Source organism: Streptomyces sp. CA-142005 (genome assembly GCF_050942335.1).
In the GTDB taxonomy this organism is placed as follows: Bacteria; Actinomycetota; Actinomycetes; order Streptomycetales; family Streptomycetaceae; genus Streptomyces.
In genome coordinates this window covers 2,536,123-2,561,645 of the sequence record NZ_CP192078.1, presented here as the reverse complement: position 1 = coordinate 2,561,645, position 25,523 = coordinate 2,536,123, and the positions used below count along the sequence as shown (strand labels likewise).

Here is a 25,523-nt window from a genome sequence, read left to right as displayed (position 1 = left end):
GGGCGCCCATCTCCGCACGGGAGGGGCGCCCTTCGCCGTCGTACCGACGTGACCGCTCACTGCGCGCCGGGGCGCACCAGACCGCTCTCGTACGCGTACACCGCCGCCTGCACCCGGTCCCTGAGACCCAGCTTGGTCAGCACATGCCCGACATGCGTCTTGACGGTGGTCTCACTGACGAACAGGTCGGCCGCGATCTCCGCGTTGGACAGACCGCGCGCCACCAGCTTCAGCACCTCCACCTCGCGGTCGGTGAGGGTGTTCAGCGTGTCCGGCACCGGCTCCTCGCCGGAGGGCAGATGCGTGGCGTACTTGTCCAGCAGCCGGCGCGTGATGCTCGGCGCCAGCATCGCCTCACCCGCCGCCACCACACGGATCGCCTGCACCAGCTCGTTGGCGGGCGCGTCCTTCAGCAGAAAGCCGCTCGCCCCGGCCCGCAGCGCCTCCACCACGTACTCGTCCAGATCGAACGTGGTCAGCACCAGCACCTTGGCCGGACCGGACCGGTCGGGCCCGGTGATCTGCCGGGTCGCCTCCACCCCGTCCATCCGCGGCATACGGATGTCCATCAGCACCACGTCCGGCTGCAGGGCCCGCACCTGATCGAGGGCCTGCAGACCGTCGCCGGCCTCGCCCACGACCGCGATGTCCTGCTCGGCCTCCAGGATCATCCGGAAACCCGTACGCAGCAGGGGCTGGTCGTCGACCAGTAGGACACGGATGGCCACGTGACACTCCTTCGCTAGTCCGGGCCCATTCTGCCCTGCGGCACGCTCCCGGATTCGCGCGCCCTCACCGGGAGCGGATACGGCGGGGGAGTGCCGCCGAACTCCGGGCAGTGCGCCTGGTGATCGCACCAGCCGCACAGCTTCGTCGGGCGCGGCCGCCACTCCCCGCTCTCCGTGGCCTGCCGGATGGCGTCCCACAGCGCGTGCAGCTTGCGCTCCACCCGCTCCAGGTCGGCGAGCACCGGGTCGTACGTCAGCACATCCCCGCTGCCCAGATACACCAGCTGCAGCCGCCGCGGCACGACCCCCTTCAGCCGCCACACCACCAGCGCGTAGAACTTCATCTGGAACAGCGCGCCCTCGGAGTACTCCGGCCGCGGCGCCTTCCCCGTCTTGTAGTCGACGATCCGCACCTCACCGGTCGGCGCCACATCCACCCGGTCGATGATCCCGCGCAGCCGCAGCCCCGACTCCAGCTCGGCCTCCACGAACAGCTCCCGCTCGGCCGGCTCCAACCGCGTCGGATCCTCCAGCGTGAACCAGCGCTCGACCAGCTGCTCGGCCTCCTGGAGCCACCCGGTCATCCGCTCCCCGTCGGCGTCGTCCGCGAACAGCTCCATGAGCTCCGGCCTGCTCTCCCGCAGCCGGTCCCACTGGCCCGGGATCAGCGCCTTCGCCCGCGGCGCGGTCCGCTCCGCCGCGGGCGCGTCGAACAGCCGCTCCAGCACCGCGTGCACCAGCGTGCCCCGGGTCGCCGCCGCACTCGGCTTCTCCGGCAGCCGGTCGATCACCCGGAACCGGTACAGCAACGGGCACTGCATGAAATCGCCGGCCCGGGACGGGGACAGGGAGGTGGGCGGGATGGCGACGCGCTCGGCACCGGCCGCCGGCGGAACCGGCACGGCCGAGTCCGGCTCGGCGGCCTCCACGGCTGTCGCCGGCGCCGGCACCGAAGCCGCCGTGGGCGTCGGCTGCGGCGCCTCGGCCGGATCCGTCTGCTCGGCGCCGCCCGGCAGGGCTCCCGCGTCCTCGATGCTGCTGTCCATGTCCACAGACCTTACGGCCCACCACTGACAGTGACCCAGCCGCCGCCGCACCGGGCCGCGCGACCACTGGGCAAACTCGAAGGGTGCCGGGGCGAAACGCGTCACCAAGGCCGCATACCATCGACCAGAGACCCTTCCGTCCGGCAGGTACGGAAGACGCTTCGAACGAGGGGACACCGTGGACGTGAGCGGCGGGAGCGGGCAGCCGCGGTCCGGCAACGACAAGCCGGCCGAGCACCCCGCAGGTCCAACGGCCCCGACGGCCGACCGCACCGACCATGCGGCCCCGGAGCCGCAGCCCACCACGGACCACAGCCGGGCCGAGACCGACGACAAGGGACACACCCCCGACCACCCGGCCGACCCGCGCCCTGCCCAGACCGACACGGACACCACCGCGAACCCGCAGGGCGCTGCCAGCGTCGCCGACGACTCGGACTCCGCTGCTCCTGCGGAGGCCACGGACACCACCGGTGCCGCCGACGGCTCCGCGGCCACTGTGCCTGCGGGGGGTGCGGCCGACACCGGCGGCCGGGACGCCGAGGGGACCAACGACGGCCCGGCTGACGCCGGCGGCGCGACGGGCGACACCTGTGGGACCGGCGCCGAGGACCGCCCCGAGGCGACCGGCAGCGGCGATGCCGCGGGCGCCCAAGGATCCACCGGCGGCTCGCAGGCCACCGGCAGCGGCGCCACGACCGGCGCCACCGGCGGCTCGCAGACTCCGCACCGCGACACGACCGTCCCGCCCCCCACCCCCGACAACCCCACCGGACCCGAAGCCGCCCCCGCCCCCGACACCGGCACCCGGCACGCATCGCACCCCGACCAGCACCGCACCCTCGCCCACTCCGGAATCGCCAAGGGCGAGCCGCCCCAGCCACGGCCCAAGGAGCCCGGTGGCGGGATCCTCATGGGCCGCCCCTTCGGCGTGCCCGTGTACGTCGCGCCCAGCTGGTTCCTCGTCGCCGCGCTCATCACCTGGGTCTTCGGCGGCCAGCTCGACCGCGTGCTGCCCGAGCTCGGCGCCGCCCGCTACCTGGTCTCCCTGTTCTTCGCCGTCGCCTTCTACGCCTCCGTACTGGTCCACGAGCTGGCCCACACGGTCGCCGCGATCCGCTTCAAGCTCCCGGTCCGCCGCATCCAGCTGCAGTTCTTCGGCGGCGTCTCCGAGATCGAGAAGGAGGCCGAGACCCCGGGCCGCGAATTCGTCCTGGCCTTCGTCGGCCCGCTGCTCTCCCTCGTCCTCGCCGGACTGTTCTACCTCGCCATGAAACCCGTCCAGCCCGGCACCGTACCCGGCGTCCTGCTCGCCGGCCTGATGATCTCCAACCTCATCGTGGCGATCTTCAACCTCCTCCCCGGCCTCCCCCTCGACGGCGGCCGCATGCTCCGCGCCGTCGTCTGGGCCATCACCGGCAAACCCATGAGCGGCACCGTCGCCGCCGCCTGGGTCGGCCGCGCCCTCGCCGTCGCCGTCCTGATCGGCCTGCCGCTGCTCAACCAGTCCGGCGCCCTCGGCGGCGGCAGCGAGGACACGGGCGGCATGGACACCGTCACCGACGCCCTGCTCGCCGCCATCCTCGCCGCGATCATCTGGACCGGCGCCGGCAACAGCCTGCGCATGGCCCGCCTGCGCGAACACCTCCCCGAACTGCGCGCCCGCACCCTCACCCGGCGGGCCGTCCCCGTCCAGACCGACACCCCCCTCTCCGAGGCTCTGCGCCGCGCCAACGCCGCCGGCGCCCGCGCCCTGGTCGTCGTCGACGCCCACGGCAACCCCATCTCCCTGGTCCGCGAGTCCGCCATCGTCGGCGTACCCGAACACCGCCGCCCCTGGGTCGCCGTCAGCGGCCTCGCCCAGGAGCTCACCGACGGCATGCGCGTCTCCGCCGAACTCGCCGGAGAAGAACTCCTCGACGTCCTGCGCGCCACCCCCGCCACCGAATACCTCGTCGTCGAGGAAACCGGCGAGATCTACGGCGTCCTGTCGGCGGCGGACGTCGAGCGGGCCTTCGTCAAGGCGATGGCACGGCCCGCCCCGTAACGCCCCGTACCGGACGGACCACCGCCCGGTCCGCACGCACCGCCCCCATCCCTCCGTCGGCCAAACCCCCGGCAGGGACCCGGTACGCTGGTCACATGTCCGAACCGACCGGTGCCGCCCGCAGACGCGGGCCCTTCAAGGTCGGGGACCAGGTACAGCTGACCGACCCCAAGGGCCGCCACTACACGTTCACGCTCGAAGCCGGGAAGAACTTCCACACCCACAAGGGTTCCTTCCCGCACGACGAACTGATCGGCGCTCCCGAGGGCAGCGTTGTCCGCACCACCGGCAACGTCGCCTACCTCGCGCTGCGCCCCCTGCTCCCCGACTACGTCCTGTCCATGCCCCGCGGGGCAGCCGTCGTCTACCCCAAGGACGCGGGGCAGATCCTCGCCTTCGCCGACATCTTCCCCGGCGCACGCGTCGTCGAGGCCGGCGTCGGCTCCGGCTCGCTCAGCAGCTTCCTGCTGCGCGCCATCGGCGACCAGGGCATGCTGCACTCCTACGAGCGCCGCGAGGACTTCGCCGAGATCGCCAAGCAGAACGTGGAACGCTACTTCGGCGGCCCCCACCCCGCCTGGCAGCTCACCGTCGGCGACCTCCAGGACAACCTGTCCGACACCGACGTCGACCGCGTCATCCTCGACATGCTCGCCCCCTGGGAATGCCTGGAGGCCGTCTCCAAGGCACTCGTCCCCGGCGGCATCCTCTGCTGCTACGTGGCCACCACCACCCAGCTCGCCCGGACCGTGGAGTCCATCCGGGAGATCGGCTGCTTCAACGAGCCGACCGCCTGGGAGACCATGATCCGCAACTGGCACATCGAGGGCCTGGCCGTACGCCCCGACCACCGCATGATCGGCCACACCGGCTTCCTGCTCACCGCCCGCCGCCTCGCCGACGGCGTCGAGCCGCCCATGCGCCGCCGCCGCCCCGCCAAGGGCGCCTACGGCGAGGACTACGCCGGCCCCAACGCCGACGGCGGCGCCGGCCGCTGACCCACCCCGCACACGGCACAACGCAACGGCGCCGTGCCCGAGTTCCCGCCCACCGACGGGAACTCGGGCACGGCGCCCGTCCGTTGACGGAGCACCAGGACTCCCCAGCCCGCGTCTCGTACACCCTCACACGCGCGGGCCCCCGCCTGCGGGAATCCCCGACCCCGCCGTTCCCCCGCACTGTGACGTGTGGCACCATGCTGGCCACCCCCACCGGCACAGCCCTCACAGGAGACACTCCTAGTGCAGCAATCCGCCGTTCCGGAGCTCGCCCACACGCAGACCCGGCCCATCCACTGGGTCGCCACCGCCACGGCCGTCGCCGGCGTCGTCGCCCTCTCCTCCGTCGTACAGCCCGGATCGGCCACGGCCGCCCAGGCCCCCGGCGGCACACACACCAAGCCCGCCCCCGCGGCCATCGCCCCACCCGGCACCACCGGCGTGGACTTCCCCCTGCAGTGCGGGCCCGTCAAAGCCGTCGTCGCCAAGAAAGCCACCGGAGACCTCGACGGCGACGGCAGACCCGAAACCGTCGCAGTGGTGCACTGCGACTCCGCCATGGGCACACCGCCCGACGGCGTCTACGTCCTCACCCGCTCCACCGACAGCGGCCAACCACGCGTGGTCGCCACCCTCGTCGACCCCGAGGACCGGCTCACCGTCACCGACTTCTCGATCCACGCGGGCACCGTCGCCGCCACCCTGCTCGGCTACTCCTCCGACGCCGTCCCCAACTGCTGCCCCGACACGAAAACCCCGGCCAAGTGGCACTGGAACGGCACCGCGTTCATCCGCTCCACCCCCGCCGCCGCCCACAGCGTCTGACCCGGGGCCCGGCCCGGGCTCAGTCCGCGTCGGGCCCGTACACCTCGACCCTGTCCGAAACCCGGCGCACATGAATGCACTCGCCGGGACACTCCCGCGCCGAATCCACCACGTCCGCCAGCAGCGGCAACGGCACCGGCGCCGCCGCACCCACCGCCTGCAGCAGCTCCTCGTCCGCGCCCTTCACATAGGCCAGCCCGTCGATGTCCAGCTCGAACACCTCGGGGGCGTACTGGGCGCAGATCCCGTCACCGGTACACAGATCCTGGTCGATCCAGACCTCCAGCGCCTCCCCGCCCGGGGCCTCCTGCTGCACGGTCACCTCTCCTGCCGTCGGAACGCCGGACGGAGCCGGCACCACCAGGGCCAGCCGGGTCCGCACCAGCGGCTGTTGAACACCCCCGACCCTACCTCCGCCCGCAATCCGGCCACCTTCCGCAGGCACCGGGTTTCCACCCCCGCCCCCTCGGGTACCAGCGCTCGATCAGGACAGAGACAGCCCCCGGCCACGGCACCCACCACTTCAAGCCAGGCCGACCGTGACACCCCCCGCCCGAACCGTCGCTCTGCGTGATAAAACACGCGAGCGCCCCGCGCGCTGCCCACCACCGGGCCCACCCGCCCGGAGTGGACAACTCCGGCCACTCCTGAAGGGTTTTGACCACCCGATGCCCGGAACAAGCTGCTTCCCTATCACGTTGAGTGGGTATCCCCTCCGTGCGAGGGAGAGCGCAACGGGTGACCGACGACACACCTTGACAGTCTTTGTGATCTAGGGGTTTCAATCGACACCCACCCAGGTAGGGTCTGGAAGCGTCCAGCTCCCCTTGGAGGAGGTGAGGACCGTGGCAGCCCACGACGACGACATGAACCGCGGCATCCGCCCGGGACGAGGGTCCGACGACCCGGCCGGGCAGATCGCCTACCTTGAGCAGGAGATCGCCGTCCTGCGACGCAAGCTCGCCGACTCTCCGCGACACACGAGAATTCTCGAAGAGCGGATCGTCGAGCTGCAGACGAACCTGGCCGGCGTGTCCGCCCAGAACGAACGGCTGGCCAACACCCTCCGCGAGGCCCGCGACCAGATCGTGGCCCTCAAGGAAGAGGTCGACCGGCTCGCCCAGCCGCCCGCCGGCTTCGGCGTCTTCCTGCAGGCGAACGAGGACGGCACCGCCGACATCTTCACCGGCGGCCGCAAACTCCGGGTGAACGTCAGCCCGAGCGTCGACCTCGACGACCTCAGGCGCGGCCAGGAAGTCATGCTCAACGAAGCGCTCAACGTGGTCGAAGCCATGGAGTTCGAGAGCGTCGGCGACATCGTCACCCTCAAGGAAATCCTCGAGGACGGCGAGCGCGCCCTCGTACTGGGGCACACCGACGAGGAACGAGTCGTACGGCTCGCCGAACCACTGCTCGGCACCACCATCCGCGCCGGCGACGCCCTCCTGCTCGAACCCCGCTCCGGCTACGTCTACGAGGTCGTCCCCAAGAGCGAGGTCGAAGAACTCGTCCTCGAAGAGGTCCCGGACATCGGCTACGACCAGATCGGCGGACTCGGCAACCAGATCGAGGCCATCCGCGACGCGGTCGAGCTGCCCTACCTCTACCCGGACCTGTTCAAGGAGCACGAGCTGCGCCCGCCCAAGGGCGTCCTCCTCTACGGCCCCCCCGGCTGCGGCAAGACACTCATCGCCAAGGCCGTCGCGAACTCACTCGCCAAGAAGGTCGCCGAGGTCACCGGCCAAGCCGCCGGCAAGAGCTTCTTCCTCAACATCAAGGGCCCCGAGCTGCTCAACAAGTACGTCGGCGAGACCGAGCGGCAGATCCGCCTCGTCTTCCAGCGTGCCCGCGAGAAGGCCAGCGAGGGCACCCCCGTGATCGTCTTCTTCGACGAGATGGAGTCCCTCTTCCGCACCCGAGGCTCCGGCGTCAGCTCGGACGTGGAGAACACCATCGTCCCCCAGCTCCTCGCCGAGATCGACGGCGTCGAAGGCCTGCAGAACGTGGTCGTCATCGGCGCCTCCAACCGCGAGGACATGATCGACCCCGCCATCCTCCGCCCCGGCCGCCTCGACGTGAAGATCAAGATCGAGCGTCCCGACGCCGAGGCCGCCAAGGACATCTTCGGCAAGTACCTCACCGAGCGCCTCCCCCTGCACGCCGACGACCTCAGCGAGCACGGCGGCAGCAAGGAGACCACCGTCCAGAGCATGATCCAGACGGCGGTCGAGCAGATGTACGCCGAATCCGAGGAAAACCGCTTCCTGGAAGTCACCTACGCCAACGGCGACAAGGAAGTCCTCTACTTCAAGGACTTCAACTCCGGCGCCATGATCGAAAACATCGTCGGACGCGCCAAGAAAATGGCGATCAAGGACTTCCTCGAAAAGAACCAGAAGGGTCTCCGCGTCTCCCACCTCCTCCAGGCCTGCGTGGACGAGTTCAAGGAGAACGAAGACCTCCCCAACACCACCAACCCCGACGACTGGGCCCGCATCTCCGGAAAGAAGGGCGAACGGATCGTCTACATCCGTACCCTCATCACCGGAAAGCAGGGCGCAGACACCGGACGCTCCATCGACACGGTGGCCAACACCGGTCAGTACCTGTAACACCAGGGCGGCTGCGGGTGCCCTCACCGGGTACCCGCAGCCCTCGCGTTTTCAGGCCACGACCGGAGCAGCCAATGACGCAAATGATCTCCCCACCAGCACTAAGGCGTTCTAGGCTCGTTCCTACCGCCGAGTCGCGAAGTGCGGGGACGGGCACCGCACACGCACCGGAGCGCCAGCGGTACGTGAGCGGCGCCCACGACCGAGGGTGCCGCCGGGCAAGGAGGGCCGCATGACCGTACGGCGAGTAATGGGCATCGAGACGGAGTACGGGATCTCCGTCCCCGGCCACCCCAACGCCAATGCCATGCTCACCTCGTCCCAGATCGTCAACGCCTACGCGGCGGCGATGCACCGGGCCCGCCGGGCCCGCTGGGACTTCGAGGAAGAGAACCCGCTACGGGACGCACGAGGCTTCGACCTCGCCCGAGAAGCCGCCGACGCCAGCCAGCTCACCGACGAGGACATCGGCCTCGCCAACGTCATCCTCACCAACGGTGCGCGCCTCTACGTCGACCACGCCCACCCCGAATACAGCGCCCCCGAGGTCACCAACCCCCGCGACGCCGTCCTCTGGGACAAGGCCGGCGAACGCATCATGGCCGAGGCCGCCGAACGAGCCGCCCAGCTCCCCGGCGCCCAGCCCATCCACCTCTACAAGAACAACACCGACAACAAGGGCGCCAGCTACGGCACGCACGAGAACTACCTGATGAAGCGGGAAACCCCCTTCTCGGACATCGTGCGCCACCTGACCCCCTTCTTCGTCTCCCGCCAGGTCTTCGCCGGCGCCGGCCGCGTCGGCATCGGCCAGGACGGCCACGAACACGGCTTCCAGCTCAGCCAGCGCGCCGACTACTTCGAAGTCGAGGTCGGCCTCGAGACCACGCTCAAGCGCCCCATCATCAACACCCGCGACGAACCCCACGCCGACGCGGAGAAATACCGCCGCCTCCACGTGATCATCGGCGACGCCAACCTCTCCGAGATCTCCACCTACCTCAAACTGGGCACGACCTCCCTGGTCCTGTCCATGATCGAGGACGGCTTCATCGCCGTGGACCTGGCGGTCGACCAGCCGGTGCGGACACTGCACCAGGTGTCCCACGACCCGTCCCTGAAACGCCTGATCACACTGCGTAGCGGCCGGACCCTCACAGCGGTCCAGCTCCAGATGGAGTACTACGAGCTGTCACGCAAATACGTGGAGGAGCGCTACGGCGCCGACGCCGACGACCAGACCAAGGACATCCTGACCCGCTGGGAAGACACCCTCACCCGCCTGGAGAACGACCCCATGAGCCTGGCGGGCGAACTGGACTGGGTCGCCAAGCGCGAGCTGATGGAGGGCTACCGCCGCCGCGACGACCTCGACTGGGACGCCGCCCGCCTCCACCTCGTCGACCTCCAGTACGCCGACGTACGCGCCGAGAAGGGCCTGTACAACCGTCTCGCGGCCCGCGGCCGCATGAAGCGCCTCCTGGACGAGTCCGAGGTCGACAGGGCCCGCACCAAGCCACCGGAGGACACCCGCGCCTACTTCCGCGGCCGCTGCCTGGAGCAGTACGCCGACGACGTCGCCGCGGCGAGCTGGGACTCGGTCATCTTCGACCTCCCCGGCCGCGACTCGCTCCAGCGCGTTCCAACCCTGGAACCACTACGCGGAACGCGAAATCACGTCAAGGAACTGCTGGACCGCTGCCGCACCGCAGAAGACCTGGTCAGGGTCCTGTCGGGCGGGTGAGCGGGCCAGGGGGGTACTCGGTGCGGCCCGGGCGGCGGGGTGGAAATCCCGCCGCCCGGGAATCATCGAGATGGCCCCCGTACGTTGGAGAAACTGCGGGGCCGATGTCGGACCCGGCTTGTAGGGTCTGATCATCACCGATCGGCAGGCGAACTGAGCGGGGTGAGGGTTATGGCAACCAAGGACACCGGCGGCGGCCAGCAGAAGGCGACGCGCGCGACCGAGGAGGTCGAGGAGCAGGCGCAGGACGCGCAGGCTTCGGAGGACCTCAAGGAGCGGCACGAGAAGCTGAGCGACGACGTGGACTCCGTCCTCGATGAAATCGACGATGTCCTCGAGGAGAATGCCGAGGACTTCGTGCGCTCCTTCGTTCAGAAGGGTGGAGAGTAGCTTCTACCTTCGAATCGAAGGAAGGTGTCGGGGGCGGAGTTGGAAAGCGAAGAAGGTGTGAAACGCTGCTCGCGGTGCAAGCAGCACAAGCCGCGAGCAGCGTTCGCGCGAAACAAGGCCATGCGCGACGGGCTGCAGGCCTACTGCCGTGAGTGCTGGGCGGCGTACCACCAGGCCCGGCAACTGGCCAAGGGCAAGAACGTCAGGCCGCGTGTGGAGACGCCGGAAGGTCACAAGTTCTGTCGGAGTTGCGGAGAGGTCAAGCCGCACAGCGAGTGGCATCGCAACGCAACAGCGTCGGATGGCCTGTCAACGAGCTGCCAGGCTTGCCGCGCAACGAAGGGACGCGCTGATCATCTGAAGCGAAACTACGGCCTCACCGAAGCCGAGCGTGACGCGATGGTCGCCTCCCAGTACGGCCTCTGCGCGATCTGCCTGGCTGCCCCGCCCGCACATGTGGATCACTGCCACAAGACGGGTAGGGTCCGTGGCGTACTGTGCTTCAACTGCAATTCGGCCATCGGCAAGTTGCGCGACGACCCAGGCGCAGCTCGCCGAGCCGCCGCCTATCTGGAAGGAAACTTGTGGAAGCCAACTCTCGTGGCACCGGGCGTCTACCAGCTGCCTTCCTGACGCCTGGGTCGTCCTCCTTCATGGACTTCCTGTCCGAGCACCAGCCCGAGATGCTGCCCGGCAACCGGCAGCTGCCGCCCACGCAGGGTGTGGTCGAGGCGCCGCACGGCACCACCATCGTCGCCGTGACCTTCCCGGGGGGCGTGGTGCTCGCGGGTGACCGTCGCGCCACCATGGGCAATATCATCGCTCAGCGGGACATCGAGAAGGTGTTCCCGGCGGACGAGTACTCGGCCGTCGGTATCGCCGGCACCGCCGGTCTCGCCGTGGAGATGGTCAAGCTCTTCCAGCTGGAGCTGGAGCACTTCGAGAAGGTCGAGGGTGCGCAGCTGTCGCTGGAGGGCAAGGCGAACCGGTTGTCGACGATGATCCGGTCGAACCTGGGCATGGCGATGCAGGGGCTGGCCGTCGTGCCGCTGTTCGCGGGGTATGACCTGGACCGTGAGAAGGGCCGGATCTTCTCGTACGACGTCACGGGTGGCCGCAGCGAGGAGCACAACTTCGCGGCGACGGGTTCCGGCTCGATCTTCGCTCGTGGTGCGATGAAGAAGTTGTTCCGTGACGACCTGACCGAGGAGCAGGCGACCACGTTGGTGGTGCAGGCCCTCTATGACGCGGCTGACGACGACTCGGCGACCGGTGGTCCCGATGTCGCCCGCCGGATCTACCCGATCGTCACCGTGATCACCGAGGACGGTTTCCGCCGGCTGACGGAGGACGAGTCCTCCGAGGTCGCTCGTGCGGTGCTGCAGAAGCGCCTGGAGGAGCCGGACGGCCCGAAGGCCGCTCTGCTCTGAGTGCGGGCCCCGGTTCTTATCAGGTGATCCAGTGACCATGACAGAAAGGGACGGATAACCGGTGTCGACGCCGTTCTATGTCTCACCCCAGCAGGCCATGGCCGACCGGGCGGAGTACGCCCGGAAGGGCATCGCCCGTGGCCGTAGCCTGGTCGTGCTGCAGTATGCCGACGGCATTGTGTTCGTCGGTGAGAACCCGTCCCGTGCGCTGCACAAGTTCAGCGAGATCTATGACCGGATCGGTTTCGCGGCCGCCGGTAAGTACAACGAGTACGAGAACCTGCGCATCGGTGGTGTCCGTTATGCCGATCTGCGGGGTTACACCTATGACCGTGATGATGTGACCGCTCGTGGTCTGGCGAACGTCTATGCCCAGACGCTTGGCACGATCTTCTCCTCGGCCGCCGAGAAGCCGTACGAGGTGGAGCTGGTCGTGGCGGAGGTGGGGGAGACCCCGGAGGGTGATCAGATCTATCGGCTGCCGCATGACGGGTCGATCGTGGACGAGCACGGTTCGGTCGCGGTGGGTGGTAACGCCGAGCAGATCAGCAGTTACCTGGACCAGCGTCACCGTGACGGGATGTCGCTGGCGGAGGCTCTGAAGCTGGCGGTGCAGGCTCTGTCGCGTGACACCAACGGCAGCGAGCGGGAGATTCCCGCGGAGCGTCTCGAGGTGGCGGTGCTGGATCGTACGCGTCCGCAGAAGCGCAAGTTCAAGCGGATCGTGGGCCGTCAGCTGGCGCGTCTGCTGGCGGCGGAGGGTGCGGCCACCGAGGCGGAGAGTTCCGAGGAGGAGGACTCCGAGGAGGAGTGATCCGTCGCCCTTGCCCGCTCCTGTGTGCCCCGGCCGTTCTTGTGGCCGGGGCACACGGCGTTCCGGTGGGGCGGCTGGGGGTCTAGGTGGTGCGTGGCGGGGCCGTGGAGCCTCGTACGACCAGTTCGACGGGGATGTCCCCGCCTTCGGGTTCGCGGCCCTCCAGGACGGCGAGGAGGGCTTGCATGCCGTGTTCGCCGAAGCGTTCGGCGTCGAGTCGTACGGTGGTCAGTTCGGGGTCGATGGCGGTGGCGAGGCCGAGGTCGTCGACGCCGGTGACCGAGACGTCGTCGGGGATGCGCAGGCCGAGGCGGCGCAGGGCCTTGTAGGCGCCGGCGGCGAGTTTGTCGTCGTCGCAGACCACTGCGGTGGGCCGGGGGCCGGGGGTGGTGAGTGCGGCCTCGGTGGCGGCGAGGGCTCCTTCGATGGAGATGGGTGCTCTGGCTGTGCGCACCTGTGTCCCCGGTACGGCGGCCATGCGTGTCGCGAGTTCACGTGCGCGTACCTCGAAGGTCCAGGAGGGTACGTCGGCGGCGAGGTGGAGGATGCGGCGGTGGCCGAGGTCCAGGAGGTGTTGGGTGACCTGGCGGATGCCGTCGGTGATGTCGAGGTTGACGGTGGCGGCGCCGAGGCTGCCTTCGGGGTCGCTGTCGAGCATGACCAGGGGCAGTTGGTCGCCGCGGATGGCGGTGAGGGCGTCGGCGGCCATGGAGGAGGCGATGACGCCGTCGAGGGCGGCCTGTGCGGAGGCGAAGGGGTCGGGGGCGGGGCCGATGCCTTCGGGGGAGGGGTAGAGGACGACTCCGAAGCCGTGGTCGGCCGCCACGCGTGCGGCGCCGGTGTAGACGCCGGCGAAGAATTCGGTGGTGAGGGCGGGTACGACCAGCAGGACGGTGCGGGTGTGGCCGAGGCGGAGGTTGCGGGCGGCGAGGTTGGGGCGGTAGCCGAGTTCGCGGGCGGCGTCGCGGACTCGTTCGGCGGTGGTTTCGGAGACTCGGCCGCGCCATTTGTCGCCGAGGACGAGGGAGACGGCGGCCTGGGAGACTCCGGCTGCCTGGGCGACGTCCCGGCTGGTCGGGCGCGTACTGCTGCGTGCCACCGTGGGCCTGCCCTTCGTCTGGACCTCCGAACAGCGCACATGGTACGTATGACTGGGGACGTTATACGTAAAACTTGAGGCTGGAGGGCGCACATGGCCACGGGTTATCTGGAGATACTCCGGGCGCGGCACGCGCTGCGGCTGCTCACCGGCACCCTGGTGGGCCGGCTGCCGAACGCGACGGCCGCGATCGCCCTGGTGCTGTTCGTCCGCGCCGAGGGCGGCACCTACAGCCTCGCGGGCGCGCTCGCGGCGGTGTACGGCGTCGCCAACGCGGTGGGCCAGCCGGTGCTGGGCCGGCTGGTGGATCTGCACGGCCAGCCGCGTGTGCAGTTGCCGGCGGCGGTCCTCGCGGCCCTGTCCATGGCGGTCTTCGCGTTCTCCGGCACCGATCCGCTGCCGGCGGCGTACGCGGCCGTGGCGGCGGCGGGTCTGTTCACGCCGCCGCTGGAGGGGGGTCTGCGCGCGCTGTGGCCGTCGGTGCTGCGCCGGGAGGAGCAGGTGCATACGGCGTACGCCATGGACGCGATCGCGCAGGAGATCATGTTCACGGTGGGGCCGCTGCTGGTGACGTTGTGCGTGTCGCTGTGGGACGAGCGCGCCGCCCTGCTGGTGCTGAACCTGCTGGGGGTGCTGGGTGCGCTCTCCGTGGTGGTGTCGCCGCCCTCGCGCGCGTGGCGGTCGGCGCCGTGTGAGGCGCACTGGCTGGGTGCGCTGCGTTCGCCGGGTCTGCTGGTGCTGCTCGGGTCGTTCCTGTTCGTGGGGATCGCGCTGGGTTCGATCACGGTCGCGTCGGTGTCGTACGCCGACGGTCATGGCGGTGACGCGGTGTACGGCTGGATGATGGCGGGGCTGGGGCTGGGTGCGCTGGTCGGCGGCACGGTGTACGGGGCCCGTCGGTGGGGTGGTTCGCCCGAGCGGCGACTGAGCGTGCTCGTGGCGCTTCTGGCGGTGTGTTACCTGCCTTTGATGCTGACGCCGGGCGCGCCGGCCATGGTGCTGCTCACGGTGCTCTCCGGGGTGTTCCTCGCGCCGTGTATCGCCTGTGCGTTCATCATCGTGGACCGGCATGCGCCGAGCGGGACGGTGACCGAGGCTTTCTCCTGGCTTGTGACGACGTTCACCGTGGGTGCCTCGGTGGGTACGGGCGTGGCGGGGCCTGTGGTTCAGGCTGGTGGCACGGTGTGGGGGTTCGCGGTTCCGGGGGCGGCGGGGGCGGTGTCGTTGCTGGTGCTGCTCGTCATGGGGCGGGTCCTCGCAGCTCCCGTGCGGGGCGGGGTCGTTGCGTCTTCATCGGAAAATGATCCAAATCGTGCTGCCGAACCCCGTTTCAGCTCGGGGGATCGGGCGTAATGTTCACTCATGGACCGCCGCATTTTCGGGCTGGAGAACGAGTACGGCGTCACGTGCACGTTCAGGGGACAGCGCCGCCTGTCTCCTGACGAGGTGGCGCGGTACCTCTTCCGCCGTGTCGTGTCATGGGGCCGCAGCAGCAATGTCTTTCTGCGAAACGGCGCCCGGCTCTATCTCGACGTGGGCTCACATCCGGAATACGCGACCCCCGAATGTGACAACGTGATCGAACTGGTCACCCACGACAAGGCCGGCGAGCGCATTCTCGAAGGACTCCTGGTGGACGCGGAACGACGCCTGCACGAGGAGGGAATCGCGGGCGACGTCTACCTCTTCAAGAACAACACCGACTCGGCGGGCAACTCCTACGGCTGCCACGAGAACTATCTGGTGGCCCGGCACGGGGAGTTCTCCCGGCTCGCGGACATCCTCATCCCGTTCCTGGTCACCCGGCAGCTGCTGTGCGGCGCGGGGAAGGTGCTGCAGACCCCGCGTGGTGCCGTGTACTGCGTGAGTCAGCGTGCGGAGCACATCTGGGAGGGGGTGTCCTCGGCGACGACCCGTTCGAGGCCCATCATCAACACCCGTGACGAGCCGCACGCGGACGCCGAGCGTTACCGCCGGCTGCATGTCATCGTCGGTGACTCGAACATGTCCGAGACGACGATGCTGCTGAAGGTCGGCGCGACGGACCTGGTGCTGCGCATGATCGAGGCGGGCACGGTGATGCGTGACCTGACGCTGGAGAACCCGATCCGGGCGATCCGTGAGGTCAGCCATGACATCACGGGCCGGCGCAAGGTGCGGCTGGCCAGCGGCCGGGAGGCGTCCGCGCTGGAGGTGCAGCGGGAGTACTTCGACAAGGCCGTGGACTTCTGTGACCGCCGGGGGATCCGCACCGGCACGGTCGCGCAGGTCCTGGAGCTGTGGGGCCGTACGCTGGACGCGATCGAGACCGAGGAACTGGACCGGATCGCCACCGAGATCGACTGGGTGATGAAGTACAAGCTCATCGAGCGGTACCGGGCCAAGAACAACATGACGATGTCGCATCCGCGGGTCGCTCAGATAGACCTCGCCTACCACGACATCCATCGTCGTCGTGGCCTGTACTACCTGCTGGAGAAGAAGGGTCAGGCGGCCCGGGTCTGCAACGACTTGAAGATCTTCGAGGGCAAGTCGGTTCCTCCGCAGACGACTCGGGCGCGGCTGCGCGGTGACTTCATCCGGCGGGCACAGGAACAGCGCAGGGACTTCACGGTCGACTGGGTGCATCTGAAGCTCAACGACCAGGCGCAGCGCACCGTGTTGTGCAAGGACCCGTTCCGTTCGGTGGACGACCGGGTGGAGAAGCTGATCGCAGGTATGTAGTCGAAAGCGGGTGAGTCAAGCGTTTCGGGTGTGAAATGCCGGAACGCCACACGGGCGTCGTACGTTTCCCGTACGGCGCCCTTCTCGCGTCGTAGAGTTGCGCGCACGCCATCCGCAAGATCGATCGATTACGAGGCTCTTCCGTGCGCCGACGTTCACTTCTCCTCGCCGCCGTTCCCGCAGGACTGGTCACGCTCGCCGGATGCGGTGACGGCAAGTCCGGCTCCAGCAAGGCCGGTGTCTCGCCGTCGCCGTCGCCGTCGGTGTCGACGGTGCCTCCGCCGAAGATCGTGGAAGGGCCGTTGCCGGCGATCACGGCGGGCACGAAGTTCGGTGAGAAGCCGACCGTGGCCAAGGGGCCGGGTGAGCCGTCGAAGAACCTGGCGGTGAAGACGGTGATCGCGGGCAGTGGTCGTACGGTCGCGGAGAACGACTTCATCCAGGCGAACTACCTGGGTCAGATCTGGGACACGGGCAAGGTCTTCGACAACTCCTACGACCGTAAGCGTCCGCTGGTGATGCAGCTGGCCCAGGGCAGCATCATCGACGGCTGGCGGTATGGGCTGGCGGGGCGGAAGACGGGCAGCCGGGTGCTGATGGCGGTGCCGCCGACCTGGGGTTACGGCACGTCGGGCAATGCGCAGGCGGGTATCAAGGGCACGGACACGCTGGTGTTCGTCATCGACCTGATCGATTCGTTCAACTCCAAGAGTTCGGCCAAGGGCCGGGTGGTCGCGCAGGGGGACGCCGCGCTGCCCAAGGTGGCCACGAACACCGACGGCAATGTCCCGAAGGTGACCATCCCGAAGACGGACCCGCCGAAGAAGCTGGTGTCGACGTATGTCCTGGAGGGCGACGGCCCGGAGGTGAAGGCGGACCAGACGGTGCTGTGCCAGTTCCAGGGCCTGGTGTGGGACGGCGGCAAGACCTTCCAGCGGACGTACGGCTCGGGCCGGCTGAGCCAGTTCGGGCTGGAGCAGATGCAGCAGGCGGTCAAGGGCCTGGCGCAGGGTCTGGAGGGCAAGAAGGTGGGCAGCCGGGTGCTGATCGTGGTGCCGCCGGAGCTGGGTTACGGCGACACTCCGCCGAGCGGTGGTGTCATCAAGAAGGGTTCGACGCTGGTGTTCACGGTGGACGTCCTCGCGGCGATGTAGCCGGCGCCGTCCGCCGCGGGCGCAGGAAGCCGGTGTCCATGGCGGGCGGCGGGTCTGCGGAGATGAAAGACTGTCCGCGTTTCGTGTCGTACACACGCAGGAGCTTTTGACGTGAACATCGAGAAGCCCGAGATCGACTTCCCGGGCGGCGAGCCCCCGGCGGACCTCGAGATCAAGGACATCTGGGAGGGCGACGGGCCGGTCGCGCAGGCGGGCCAGAACGTCACCGTGCACTACGTGGGTGTCGCCTTCAGCACCGGCGAGGAGTTCGACGCCAGCTGGAACCGTGGCACTCCGTTCCGTTTCCCGCTGGGTGCGGGCCGGGTCATCGCGGGCTGGGACCAGGGTGTGCAGGGCATGAAGGTCGGCGGCCGTCGCCAGCTGACCATCCCGGCCCACCTGGCCTACGGCAACCAGAGCCCGACCCCGGCGATCAAGCCGGGCGAGACGCTGATCTTCGTGGTGGACCTGCTGGGCGTCTGATCGCCTGCGCGAGCCCTTCTGATCCACACCTGATCGACCGGCCGTATCCGACCGGTTCCGATCACCTGGGGCCCATGCCTGCTCGGGCATGGGCCCTCGGCTTTTGCCACCGCACCCGGGAGCGGTACGGTCATCGGTCGGAAGCACCATAGGAAAGGCGAAGGGCGTCGATGGCCATTGCCAAGGCCGAGCGGCTGATGAACCTCGCGCTGTGTCTGCTCGGCACACGGCGGCCTCTCAGCAAGCGCGAGCTGCGGGAGTCCATCGAGGCCTACCTGGAGGCGGGCTCGGACGACTCCTTCAACCGGATGTTCGAGCGGGACAAGGACGATCTGCGCGAGCTGGGTCTGGTCATCGCGACCGTGGAGAACCTCGACGGCGAGGTCGGCTACCTGGCCCGCCGCGACAGCAACCGGCTGCCGCCGATCACCCTGGACGCCGAGGAGGCCGCGGCGCTCGGTCTGGCCGCGAAGGTGTGGCAGCAGGCCCGCCTCGCCGGCGCGGCCAGCGGTGCCCTGCAGAAGCTGCGCGCCGCGGGGCTCCCGGAGGACGTCGACCCCTACGAGGCGCACGGCGCGCTGGAGCCGCGCATCCCGGTGCACGAGGCCGCCTTCGAGCCGCTGATGCTGGCCTGCCGGGACCGCCGCCCGGTCGTCTTCGACTACCGCAAGGCCTCCGCCGCCCGTCCCGAGCCCCGGCACGTGGAGCCGTGGGCGCTGGAGTGCTGGCGCGGCCACTGGTACCTGGCCGGTTACGACCGGGACCGGGGTGCCGAGCGGGTCTTCCGGCTCTCCCGGATCACCGGCCGGGTCCGCTCGCGCGGAACGGGCTTCACCGCCCCGGTGCCCGACGTCGTCACCGTGCGCGAGACCGTGGCGAGCTGGGCGGGGGAGATCGCCGACGGTACGGCGCTGATCCGGCTGCGTGCCGGGGCCGGTTACCCCCTTCGGGCGAAGGCCGGCAGGGTGCGGGAACTCGGCGACGGCTGGGACGAGTTGGAGATTCCGTACGGGCACGGCCTGGACGCCTGGCTGGTGGAGTTCGGGCCGGACGTGGTGGTTCTGGAGCCGGCCGAGCTGCGCGCGGACGTGGTGGACCGGCTGCGTGCCGTGGCCAAGGGCTGAGGGGGAGCAGGACTGTGGCAGGCAAACCGGTCAGGCCCGTGAACGCCATCGACCAGACCCGGCGGATGCTGTCCCTGGTGACCTACCTCAGGGAGCGCCCCGGCGCCCGGATCGCGGATGTCGCGCGCGCCTTCGGCATCACCGAGGACGAGCTGGTCGCCGACCTCGATCTGCTGCCGATGTGCGGCACCAGCTTCCGCGGCGGTGATCTGCTGGACATCGACACCGACGGCGAGCGGATCTGGTGGCACAACCCGGCCGCGCTGGGCGAGGAGGCGGCCGAGCCGCTGAGGCTGGCCGCCGACGAGGCCACCGCGCTGCTGGTGGCCGCCCGGGCCGTGGCGACCCTGCCGGGCCTGCGCGAGGGCGACCGTCAGGCCCTGCTGCGGGCCACGGCGAAGGTGGAGGCCGCCGCCGGTGAGGCCGCCGGCGCCAGCGCACGGCTGTCGGTGACCTTCGAGTCCGAGGGCGGGGTCTTCGCCGATGTCGACCGGGCGATCTCCGAGCGCCGCCGGCTGTGGATCCGCTACTACTCCCCGGCCCGCGACGAGGTCACCGAGCGGGAGATCGACCCGATCCGCCTGGTCAGCGTCGGCCACACCTATGTCGAGGCCTGGTGCCGCCGCTCCGAGGCGCGGCGCACCTTCCGGCTCGACCGGGTCGCGGAGATCCGGATCCTGGACGAGCCGTCCGCGCCGCCCGAGATGGAGCTGCGCGACCTCTCCGAGGCCCTGGTGCAGCCGGCCGCCGAGGACCCCGAGGTCGTGGTCGAGGTCGGCCCGGGCGGCCGCTGGGTGGCCGAGTACTACCCGCACGACAGCGCCGATGAGCTTCCCGACGGCGGGCTGCGTATCACTCTGCGCACCCCCGATCCGGCCTCCCTGCGCCGGCTGGCACTGCGGCTCGGCGCCGACGGCCGGATCGTCTCCCCACCGGAGCTGGCCGAGAGCGCCCGCAGAGCGGCCGCCGAGGCGCTGTCCGCCTATGACGCGGCGCGACCGGAGAGCGCCGGGGCGTGAGCGGGTGCCCCGCAAGGGGCGCGGGGCTGCGGGTGACCTACGGCTCCGCCGCGAGGGTGCGACCGGCCACGACGGCGCCGCGGACGAGGACGGCGATCGCCGGCGAACGACCAGGACAAGGAGCGAGGGCTGTGAGCGAGCGTGCGGGTGAGATGACGGTGGCGGCCGCCTTCGCCGGGATGAGGAGAGTGGTCCCCGTGGTGTTCCGGGCGGGCTGCCCGGACTGCCGGGGCCGCTTCGAGCTCGCCGCGAGCGCGCTGCGCCTCGCCATCGGGGCCACCAGCCGGACGACGTTCTACTCCTTCACCTGCCCCGAGTGCGGGGCGGCCGTCCGCAAGCCCGCCGGGGAGCGCATCGTCGAACTCCTCACCGGCGGCGGGGTCCGCACGCTGCGGCTGCACACCACGGTCTAGTCTCGACGTCATGTTCTGGCCGATGTTCGCGGTAGCGGTGGGGTTCCTGGGTCTCGCGGTGCTGGGGGTGCTCGCCGTCCGGGTTTTCCTGGAGGCACGGCGTCTGGGGCAGCAGGTCGCGGACTCCGCGCGCCGGATCAACCGGGCGGCCGAGGACCTGGAGCGGGCCGCGGTCAGCGCGGGCCGGGCCGTGGACGCGCTGTGAGCGGCGTCCGGGCGGCGCCCGTGTGTCCTGCGAGGCAAGCGCTTTGCGTCACTTCGCCCTGTCATGCTGCCCATGGGGCCAGGTACGCTGCTTGTCGCGGTGCGGAGAACGAGGCCCGCGTCGTGGACCGGGCGTACGCACGGGCATTGCCTCACGTTTACCCCTGAGCGTTACGATCGCTGTCAGCACGACCATCGGACACATGTCCGACCGGTCGGACAGCACCCACCCCAGCCGCCTCGGTGAGAAGGTAAAGACTTATGTTCGGAAGGCTCGGAGCCCCCGAGATCATTCTCATCCTCGTCGTCATCGTCCTGCTGTTCGGCGCGAAGAAGCTTCCGGACATGGCCCGCTCGCTCGGCAAGTCCGCGCGCATCCTCAAGAGCGAGGCCAAGGCGATGAAGGAGGAGTCCACCGCCTCCGCCCAGGCGCCCGCTTCCAACGAGCAGCCTCCGGCGCAGCGCACCATCCAGGCGGCCCCCGGCGACGTGTCCAGCTCGCGGCCGGTCAACGAGCCGACGGACACCACCCAGCGCTGACGCAGGGCCGGAAATCCCCGGCCTCCCGCACGAGATGAGGACGTGGGTTGCTCAAGTCTGCCCGCAAGAAGGAGAAGGATCCCGAGGGGCGCATGCCCCTTGCGGATCACCTTCGTGAGCTCCGCAACCGGCTCGCGAAGGCGCTGCTGGCCATCGTCATCGTCACGATCGTCGCCGCCTTCTTCTACAACGACATCATCAACTTCCTGACCAAGCCGATCCTCGACTCGGTCGGTTGCGCAGAGACCTTCGAACAGCTGGCGAAGGCCAAGAACAGCCACCAGTGCGCGGAGATCACCATCAACGGGCTCCTCGCCCCGTTCACGCTGGCCCTCCAGGTCTCGCTGATGGCGGGCGTCGTCGCCGCGTCGCCGATCTGGCTCTACCAGCTGTGGGCGTTCGTCGCGCCGGGCCTGCACCGGCACGAGAAGAAGTACGCCTACGCCTTCGTCTTCACCGGTGCCCCGCTGTTCTTCGCCGGCGCGTTCTTCGCGTACAAGGTGCTGCCCACCACCGCGAAGGTGCTGATCGACTTCACGCCGAACGGCAACATCAAGAACCTGCTGCCGCTGGACGACCTGCTCCAGCTGGTCACGCGCATGGTGATCGTCTTCGGTCTCTCCTTCGAGCTGCCGCTGCTGCTGATCATGCTCAATCTCACCGGGGTGCTGAGCGGCAAGCGCATGCTCGGCTGGTGGCGCGCGATGATCCTGGGCATCACGGTCTTCGCGGCCGTGGCCACGCCCAGCACCGACCCGCTCTCCATGCTGGCCCTCGCCGGACCGATCTGGGTGCTGTACTTCGGCGCGGTGCTGTTCTCCCTGGCGAACGACAAGCGCAAGCGCCGCCGCGAGGCCGCGGGTCCCGCCGACGACGAGGCCTCCGAGCTGGACCTCACCCCCGAGGACATCGGCGAGATCGAGCCCGTCGCGGCCAGCCGGGCCCTGCCCGAGCAGGCGGGCCCGGACCGGGTCAACGGCTACGACGACGTGACCTGAACCCGCTCCTCACCGCAGCACGCCGGATGCCCCCGCCCTGATGGACGGGGGCATACGGCTTTGTCGATCAGCCCACTTCCGGATAATGATCGTCCTGTTGTCAGTGGCGCCCGGTACGCTCGAAAGCACGATGACAGAGGACCTCTCTCCGGCCGAGCGGTACGCGGCAGCCCGCAGGCGGGCAGCCGAGCAGGCCACCGCGCTCGCGTCCTTCCGCGAGATGTACGACTTCGGCCTCGACCCCTTCCAGATCGAGGCCTGCCAGGCACTCGAGGAGGGAAAGGGCGTACTGGTGGCCGCCCCCACCGGCTCGGGCAAGACGATCGTGGGCGAGTTCGCCGTCCACCTCGCCCTGCAGCAGGGCAAGAAGTGCTTCTACACGACACCCATCAAGGCGCTGTCGAACCAGAAGTACGCCGACCTGTGCCGTCGCTACGGCACCGGCAAGGTCGGCCTGCTCACCGGCGACAACAGCGTGAACTCCGACGCCCCGGTGGTCGTGATGACCACCGAGGTCCTGCGGAACATGCTCTACGCCGGCTCCCAGACCCTCCTCGGCCTCGGCTATGTGGTCATGGACGAGGTGCACTACCTCTCCGACCGCTTCCGCGGCGCCGTCTGGGAAGAGGTGATCATCCACCTCCCCGAGTCGGTGACCCTGGTGTCACTGTCCGCGACCGTGTCCAACGCCGAGGAGTTCGGTGACTGGCTGGACACCGTCCGCGGCGACACCGAGGTGATCGTCGCCGAGCACCGGCCCGTGCCGCTGTTCCAGCACGTCCTCGCCGGGCGGAGGATGTACGACCTGTTCGAGGAGGGCGAGGGCCACAAGAAGGCCGTCAACCCCGACCTCGTCCGCCTCGCCCGCATGGAGGCGACCCGGCCGTCGTACCAGGACCGCAGACGCGGCCGTGCGATGCGCGAGGCCGACCGCGAGCGCGAGCGCAGACAGCGCTCGCGCGTGTGGACACCGGGCCGGCCCGAGGTCATCGAGCGCCTCGACTCCGAGGGCCTGCTCCCGGCCATCACCTTCATCTTCAGCCGCGCCGCCTGCGAGGCCGCCGTCCAGCAGTGCCTGTACGCGGGCCTGAGGCTGAACGACGAGGAGGCGCGGGAACAGGTCCGCGCCCTGGTCGAGGAGCGCACCGCGCACATCGCGCCGGAGGACCTGCACGTCCTCGGCTACTACGAGTGGCTGGAGGGCCTGGAGCGCGGCATCGCCGCCCACCACGCGGGCATGCTGCCGACGTTCAAGGAGGTCGTCGAGGAGCTGTTCGTACGCGGCCTGGTCAAGGCGGTGTTCGCCACCGAGACCCTCGCGCTCGGCATCAACATGCCCGCCCGCTCGGTGGTGCTGGAGAAGCTCGTCAAGTGGAACGGCGAGCAGCACGCCGACATCACGCCGGGCGAGTACACCCAGCTGACCGGCCGCGCCGGCCGCCGGGGCATCGACATCGAGGGGCACGCGGTCGTGCTGTGGCAGCGCGGCATGAGCCCCGAGCACCTCGCCGGCCTCGCCGGCACCCGCACGTACCCGCTGCGCTCCAGCTTCAAGCCGTCGTACAACATGGCGGTCAACCTGGTCGAGCAGTTCGGCCGGCACCGCTCGCGCGAGCTGCTGGAGACCTCCTTCGCGCAGTTCCAGGCCGACAAGTCGGTCGTCGGGATCTCCCGTCAGGTGCAGCGCAACGAGGAGGGCCTGGCCGGCTACAAGGCCTCCATGACCTGCCACCTCGGCGACTTCGAGGAGTACGCGCGCCTGCGCCGCGAGCTGAAGGACCGGGAGACCGAGCTGGCCCGGCAGGGCGCCAACCAGCGGCGCGCCGAGGCCGCCGGCGCCCTGGAGAGGCTGCGGCCCGGCGACGTCATCCACGTCCCCACGGGCAAGTACGCCGGTCTGGCCCTGGTGCTGGACCCCGGTCTGCCCGCCGGCCGCTCCAACGGCCACCGCGGCTTCGACCACCTCGACGGCCCGCGACCGCTGGTGCTGACCGCCGAGCGGCAGGTCAAGCGGCTGGCGGCGATGGACTTCCCGGTGCCGGTCGAGCCGCTGGACCGGATGCGGATCCCGAAGTCCTTCAACCCGCGCTCGCCGCAGTCCCGCAGGGACCTCGCCTCCGCGCTGCGCACCAAGGCCGGGCACATCCCGCCGGAGCGGGCCCGCAAGAAGCGCTCGCAGGCCGCCGACGACCGCGAGATCGCCCGGCTGCGGACCGCGATCCGCGCCCATCCCTGCCACGGCTGCAACGACCGTGAGGACCACGCCCGTTGGGCCGAGCGCTACCACCGGCTGCTGCGCGACACCTCCCAGCTGGAGCGCCGCATCGAGGGCCGTACGAACACCATCGCGCGGACCTTCGACCGGATCGTGGCCCTGCTGACCGAGCTGGACTACCTGCGCGGCAACGAGGTCACCGAGCACGGCAAGCGCCTGGCCCGGCTGTACGGCGAACTCGACCTGCTGGCCAGCGAATGCCTGCGCGAGCGGGTCTGGGAGGGGCTCAGCCCGGCCGAACTCGCCGCCTGCGTCTCGGCGTTGGTGTACGAGGCGCGGGTCGGCGACGACGCGATGGCGCCCAAGCTGCCCTCCGGCAAGGCGAAGGCCGCGCTCGGTGAGATGGTCCGGATCTGGGGCCGGCTGGACGGTCTGGAGGAGGAGTTCCGGATCAACCAGACCGAGGGCGTCGGGCAGCGCGAGCCGGACCTCGGCTTCGCCTGGGCCGCATACATGTGGGCCTCGGGCAAGGGACTGGACGAGGTGCTGCGCGAGGCGGACATGCCCGCGGGCGACTTCGTGCGGTGGTGCAAGCAGGTCATCGACGTGCTGGGCCAGATCTCGGCGGCGGCTCCCGTGGAGGGGTCGACCGTGGCGAAGGCGGCGCGCAAGGCCGTCGACCAGTTGCTGCGGGGAGTCGTCGCCTACTCCTCGGTGGGGTGACCGCCGCTTCACTGTCAGGGGTCGTACGAGCCGTTCACCTATCACGGTGAGCGGCTTTCGTACGTTCGTACGCCATCACCCAGCGTGTTCGAACGGATGCCCGGCGTGTAAATGGAGTCGAGCGTACTCCTGTCATGCGGCCGATTTCAGGTGCTTGCCGAATATGACACGGCGATGATCCGGTCGGACTAAG

At 69.7% G+C, this 25,523-nt stretch carries 24 protein-coding genes; 20 read left to right on the top strand and 4 right to left on the bottom strand.

The window, feature by feature from the left end:
• Nucleotides 1-56 precede the first annotated feature (56 nt).
• Together ACQPXS_RS12265 and ACQPXS_RS12260 are read right to left on the bottom strand one after the other, a co-directional pair.
• Nucleotides 57-728: a response regulator gene (locus ACQPXS_RS12265; protein ID WP_228618649.1), complete on the bottom strand. Its 672-nt coding sequence runs from the start codon at nt 726-728 to the stop codon at nt 57-59.
• Nucleotides 729-742: 14 nt separating this feature from the next.
• A complete protein-coding gene (locus tag ACQPXS_RS12260; protein WP_433449228.1) occupies nt 743-1,774 on the bottom strand; it encodes a PD-(D/E)XK nuclease family protein in 1,032 nt (343 codons plus the stop codon).
• Nucleotides 1,775-1,952: 178 nt separating this feature from the next.
• Between ACQPXS_RS12260 and ACQPXS_RS12255 the strand changes: the two genes are divergently transcribed.
• From ACQPXS_RS12255 to ACQPXS_RS12245, 3 genes are all read left to right on the top strand, one after another.
• Nucleotides 1,953-3,821 (top strand): site-2 protease family protein, encoded by a 1,869-nt coding sequence (locus tag ACQPXS_RS12255; RefSeq protein WP_433449227.1) that lies wholly within the window; start codon nt 1,953-1,955, stop codon nt 3,819-3,821.
• A gap of 95 nt (nt 3,822-3,916) precedes the next feature.
• Entirely contained in the window at nt 3,917-4,819 is a 903-nt protein-coding gene (locus ACQPXS_RS12250) for a tRNA (adenine-N1)-methyltransferase (protein ID WP_030608343.1), read from the top strand.
• A gap of 243 nt (nt 4,820-5,062) precedes the next feature.
• Nucleotides 5,063-5,644: a hypothetical protein gene (locus ACQPXS_RS12245; protein ID WP_433449226.1), complete on the top strand. Its 582-nt coding sequence runs from the start codon at nt 5,063-5,065 to the stop codon at nt 5,642-5,644.
• Between the two features lie 19 nt (nt 5,645-5,663).
• Here ACQPXS_RS12245 and ACQPXS_RS12240 read toward each other — a convergent pair whose 3' ends face one another.
• A complete protein-coding gene (locus ACQPXS_RS12240; protein ID WP_351804200.1) occupies nt 5,664-5,966 on the bottom strand; it encodes a ferredoxin in 303 nt (100 codons plus the stop codon).
• Nucleotides 5,967-6,489: 523 nt separating this feature from the next.
• Between ACQPXS_RS12240 and arc the strand changes: the two genes are divergently transcribed.
• From arc to prcA, 6 genes are all read left to right on the top strand, one after another.
• Nucleotides 6,490-8,256 carry a proteasome ATPase gene (gene arc, locus ACQPXS_RS12235; RefSeq protein WP_351804202.1) on the top strand — a complete coding sequence of 589 codons (1,767 nt, stop codon included), beginning with the start codon at nt 6,490-6,492 and terminating at the stop codon, nt 8,254-8,256.
• Nucleotides 8,257-8,488: 232 nt separating this feature from the next.
• On the top strand, nt 8,489-10,000 hold the full coding sequence (dop, locus tag ACQPXS_RS12230; RefSeq protein WP_433449225.1) for a depupylase/deamidase Dop: 1,512 nt from the start codon (nt 8,489-8,491) through the stop codon (nt 9,998-10,000).
• Between the two features lie 171 nt (nt 10,001-10,171).
• Nucleotides 10,172-10,390, top strand: coding sequence for a ubiquitin-like protein Pup (locus ACQPXS_RS12225; protein ID WP_153544461.1), 219 nt, complete (start codon nt 10,172-10,174; stop codon nt 10,388-10,390).
• 39 nt (nt 10,391-10,429) lie between these two features.
• The gene (locus tag ACQPXS_RS12220; RefSeq protein ID WP_433449224.1) at nt 10,430-11,023 is read left to right on the top strand and encodes an endonuclease VII domain-containing protein; all 594 of its coding nucleotides are present in this window, start codon (nt 10,430-10,432) and stop codon (nt 11,021-11,023) included.
• Nucleotides 10,975-11,820 (top strand): proteasome subunit beta, encoded by an 846-nt coding sequence (gene prcB, locus ACQPXS_RS12215; RefSeq protein ID WP_365330354.1) that lies wholly within the window; start codon nt 10,975-10,977, stop codon nt 11,818-11,820. The genes ACQPXS_RS12220 and prcB overlap by 49 nt, the downstream gene beginning before the upstream one ends.
• A 61-nt stretch (nt 11,821-11,881) precedes the next feature.
• On the top strand, nt 11,882-12,634 hold the full coding sequence (gene prcA / locus ACQPXS_RS12210) for a proteasome subunit alpha (RefSeq protein WP_365330356.1): 753 nt from the start codon (nt 11,882-11,884) through the stop codon (nt 12,632-12,634).
• A gap of 82 nt (nt 12,635-12,716) precedes the next feature.
• Here the strand turns inward: prcA and ACQPXS_RS12205 are convergent, their stop codons facing one another.
• Complete coding sequence (locus tag ACQPXS_RS12205; protein WP_433449223.1) at nt 12,717-13,733, bottom strand: LacI family DNA-binding transcriptional regulator; 1,017 nt, start codon at nt 13,731-13,733, stop codon at nt 12,717-12,719.
• A 93-nt stretch (nt 13,734-13,826) separates the two neighbouring features.
• Here ACQPXS_RS12205 and ACQPXS_RS12200 point away from each other — a divergent pair, with 93 nt between their 5' ends.
• The 11 genes from ACQPXS_RS12200 (at nt 13,827) to ACQPXS_RS12150 (ending at nt 25,330) form a co-directional block, all read left to right on the top strand.
• Nucleotides 13,827-15,086: an MFS transporter gene (locus ACQPXS_RS12200; RefSeq protein WP_433449222.1), complete on the top strand. Its 1,260-nt coding sequence runs from the start codon at nt 13,827-13,829 to the stop codon at nt 15,084-15,086.
• Nucleotides 15,087-15,095: 9 nt separating this feature from the next.
• Complete coding sequence (gene pafA / locus ACQPXS_RS12195; protein WP_055709514.1) at nt 15,096-16,457, top strand: Pup--protein ligase; 1,362 nt, start codon at nt 15,096-15,098, stop codon at nt 16,455-16,457.
• A 143-nt stretch (nt 16,458-16,600) separates the two neighbouring features.
• Nucleotides 16,601-17,611 (top strand): FKBP-type peptidyl-prolyl cis-trans isomerase, encoded by a 1,011-nt coding sequence (locus ACQPXS_RS12190; protein WP_351804215.1) that lies wholly within the window; start codon nt 16,601-16,603, stop codon nt 17,609-17,611.
• 111 nt (nt 17,612-17,722) lie between these two features.
• Nucleotides 17,723-18,094 (top strand): FKBP-type peptidyl-prolyl cis-trans isomerase, encoded by a 372-nt coding sequence (locus ACQPXS_RS12185; protein WP_351804217.1) that lies wholly within the window; start codon nt 17,723-17,725, stop codon nt 18,092-18,094.
• A 170-nt stretch (nt 18,095-18,264) separates the two neighbouring features.
• The gene (locus tag ACQPXS_RS12180) at nt 18,265-19,218 is read left to right on the top strand and encodes a helix-turn-helix transcriptional regulator (protein ID WP_390681865.1); all 954 of its coding nucleotides are present in this window, start codon (nt 18,265-18,267) and stop codon (nt 19,216-19,218) included.
• A gap of 14 nt (nt 19,219-19,232) precedes the next feature.
• On the top strand, nt 19,233-20,237 hold the full coding sequence (locus ACQPXS_RS12175; RefSeq protein ID WP_433449221.1) for a helix-turn-helix transcriptional regulator: 1,005 nt from the start codon (nt 19,233-19,235) through the stop codon (nt 20,235-20,237).
• A gap of 152 nt (nt 20,238-20,389) precedes the next feature.
• On the top strand, nt 20,390-20,650 hold the full coding sequence (locus tag ACQPXS_RS12170; RefSeq protein ID WP_351804488.1) for a hypothetical protein: 261 nt from the start codon (nt 20,390-20,392) through the stop codon (nt 20,648-20,650).
• Nucleotides 20,651-20,660: 10 nt separating this feature from the next.
• Nucleotides 20,661-20,855 carry a hypothetical protein gene (locus tag ACQPXS_RS12165; protein WP_356311310.1) on the top strand — a complete coding sequence of 65 codons (195 nt, stop codon included), beginning with the start codon at nt 20,661-20,663 and terminating at the stop codon, nt 20,853-20,855.
• Nucleotides 20,856-21,115: 260 nt separating this feature from the next.
• Nucleotides 21,116-21,394: a Sec-independent protein translocase subunit TatA gene (gene tatA / locus ACQPXS_RS12160; RefSeq protein ID WP_351804225.1), complete on the top strand. Its 279-nt coding sequence runs from the start codon at nt 21,116-21,118 to the stop codon at nt 21,392-21,394.
• A 47-nt stretch (nt 21,395-21,441) separates the two neighbouring features.
• Entirely contained in the window at nt 21,442-22,392 is a 951-nt protein-coding gene (gene tatC, locus ACQPXS_RS12155) for a twin-arginine translocase subunit TatC (protein ID WP_433449220.1), read from the top strand.
• An 85-nt stretch (nt 22,393-22,477) separates the two neighbouring features.
• On the top strand, nt 22,478-25,330 hold the full coding sequence (locus tag ACQPXS_RS12150) for a DEAD/DEAH box helicase (RefSeq protein ID WP_433449219.1): 2,853 nt from the start codon (nt 22,478-22,480) through the stop codon (nt 25,328-25,330).
• The last annotated feature ends 193 nt before the right edge of the window (nt 25,331-25,523 follow it).

What these genes read in the sequence shown, in the direction of transcription:
- dop (WP_433449225.1), top strand. Translation starts at nt 8,489, where the DNA reads ATGACCGTACGGCGAGTAATGGGCATCGAGACGGAGTACGGGATCTCC.
- ACQPXS_RS12225 (WP_153544461.1), top strand. Translation starts at nt 10,172, where the DNA reads ATGGCAACCAAGGACACCGGCGGCGGCCAGCAGAAGGCGACGCGCGCG.
- ACQPXS_RS12180 (WP_390681865.1), top strand. Translation starts at nt 18,265, where the DNA reads ATGGCCATTGCCAAGGCCGAGCGGCTGATGAACCTCGCGCTGTGTCTG.
- ACQPXS_RS12200 (WP_433449222.1), top strand. Translation starts at nt 13,827, where the DNA reads ATGGCCACGGGTTATCTGGAGATACTCCGGGCGCGGCACGCGCTGCGG.
- pafA (WP_055709514.1), top strand. Translation starts at nt 15,096, where the DNA reads ATGGACCGCCGCATTTTCGGGCTGGAGAACGAGTACGGCGTCACGTGC.
- ACQPXS_RS12150 (WP_433449219.1), top strand. Translation starts at nt 22,478, where the DNA reads ATGATCGTCCTGTTGTCAGTGGCGCCCGGTACGCTCGAAAGCACGATG.
- ACQPXS_RS12260 (WP_433449228.1), bottom strand. Translation starts at nt 1,774, where the DNA reads ATGGACAGCAGCATCGAGGACGCGGGAGCCCTGCCGGGCGGCGCCGAG.
- ACQPXS_RS12165 (WP_356311310.1), top strand. Translation starts at nt 20,661, where the DNA reads ATGTTCTGGCCGATGTTCGCGGTAGCGGTGGGGTTCCTGGGTCTCGCG.
- ACQPXS_RS12250 (WP_030608343.1), top strand. Translation starts at nt 3,917, where the DNA reads ATGTCCGAACCGACCGGTGCCGCCCGCAGACGCGGGCCCTTCAAGGTC.
- ACQPXS_RS12170 (WP_351804488.1), top strand. Translation starts at nt 20,390, where the DNA reads ATGACGGTGGCGGCCGCCTTCGCCGGGATGAGGAGAGTGGTCCCCGTG.
- tatA (WP_351804225.1), top strand. Translation starts at nt 21,116, where the DNA reads ATGTTCGGAAGGCTCGGAGCCCCCGAGATCATTCTCATCCTCGTCGTC.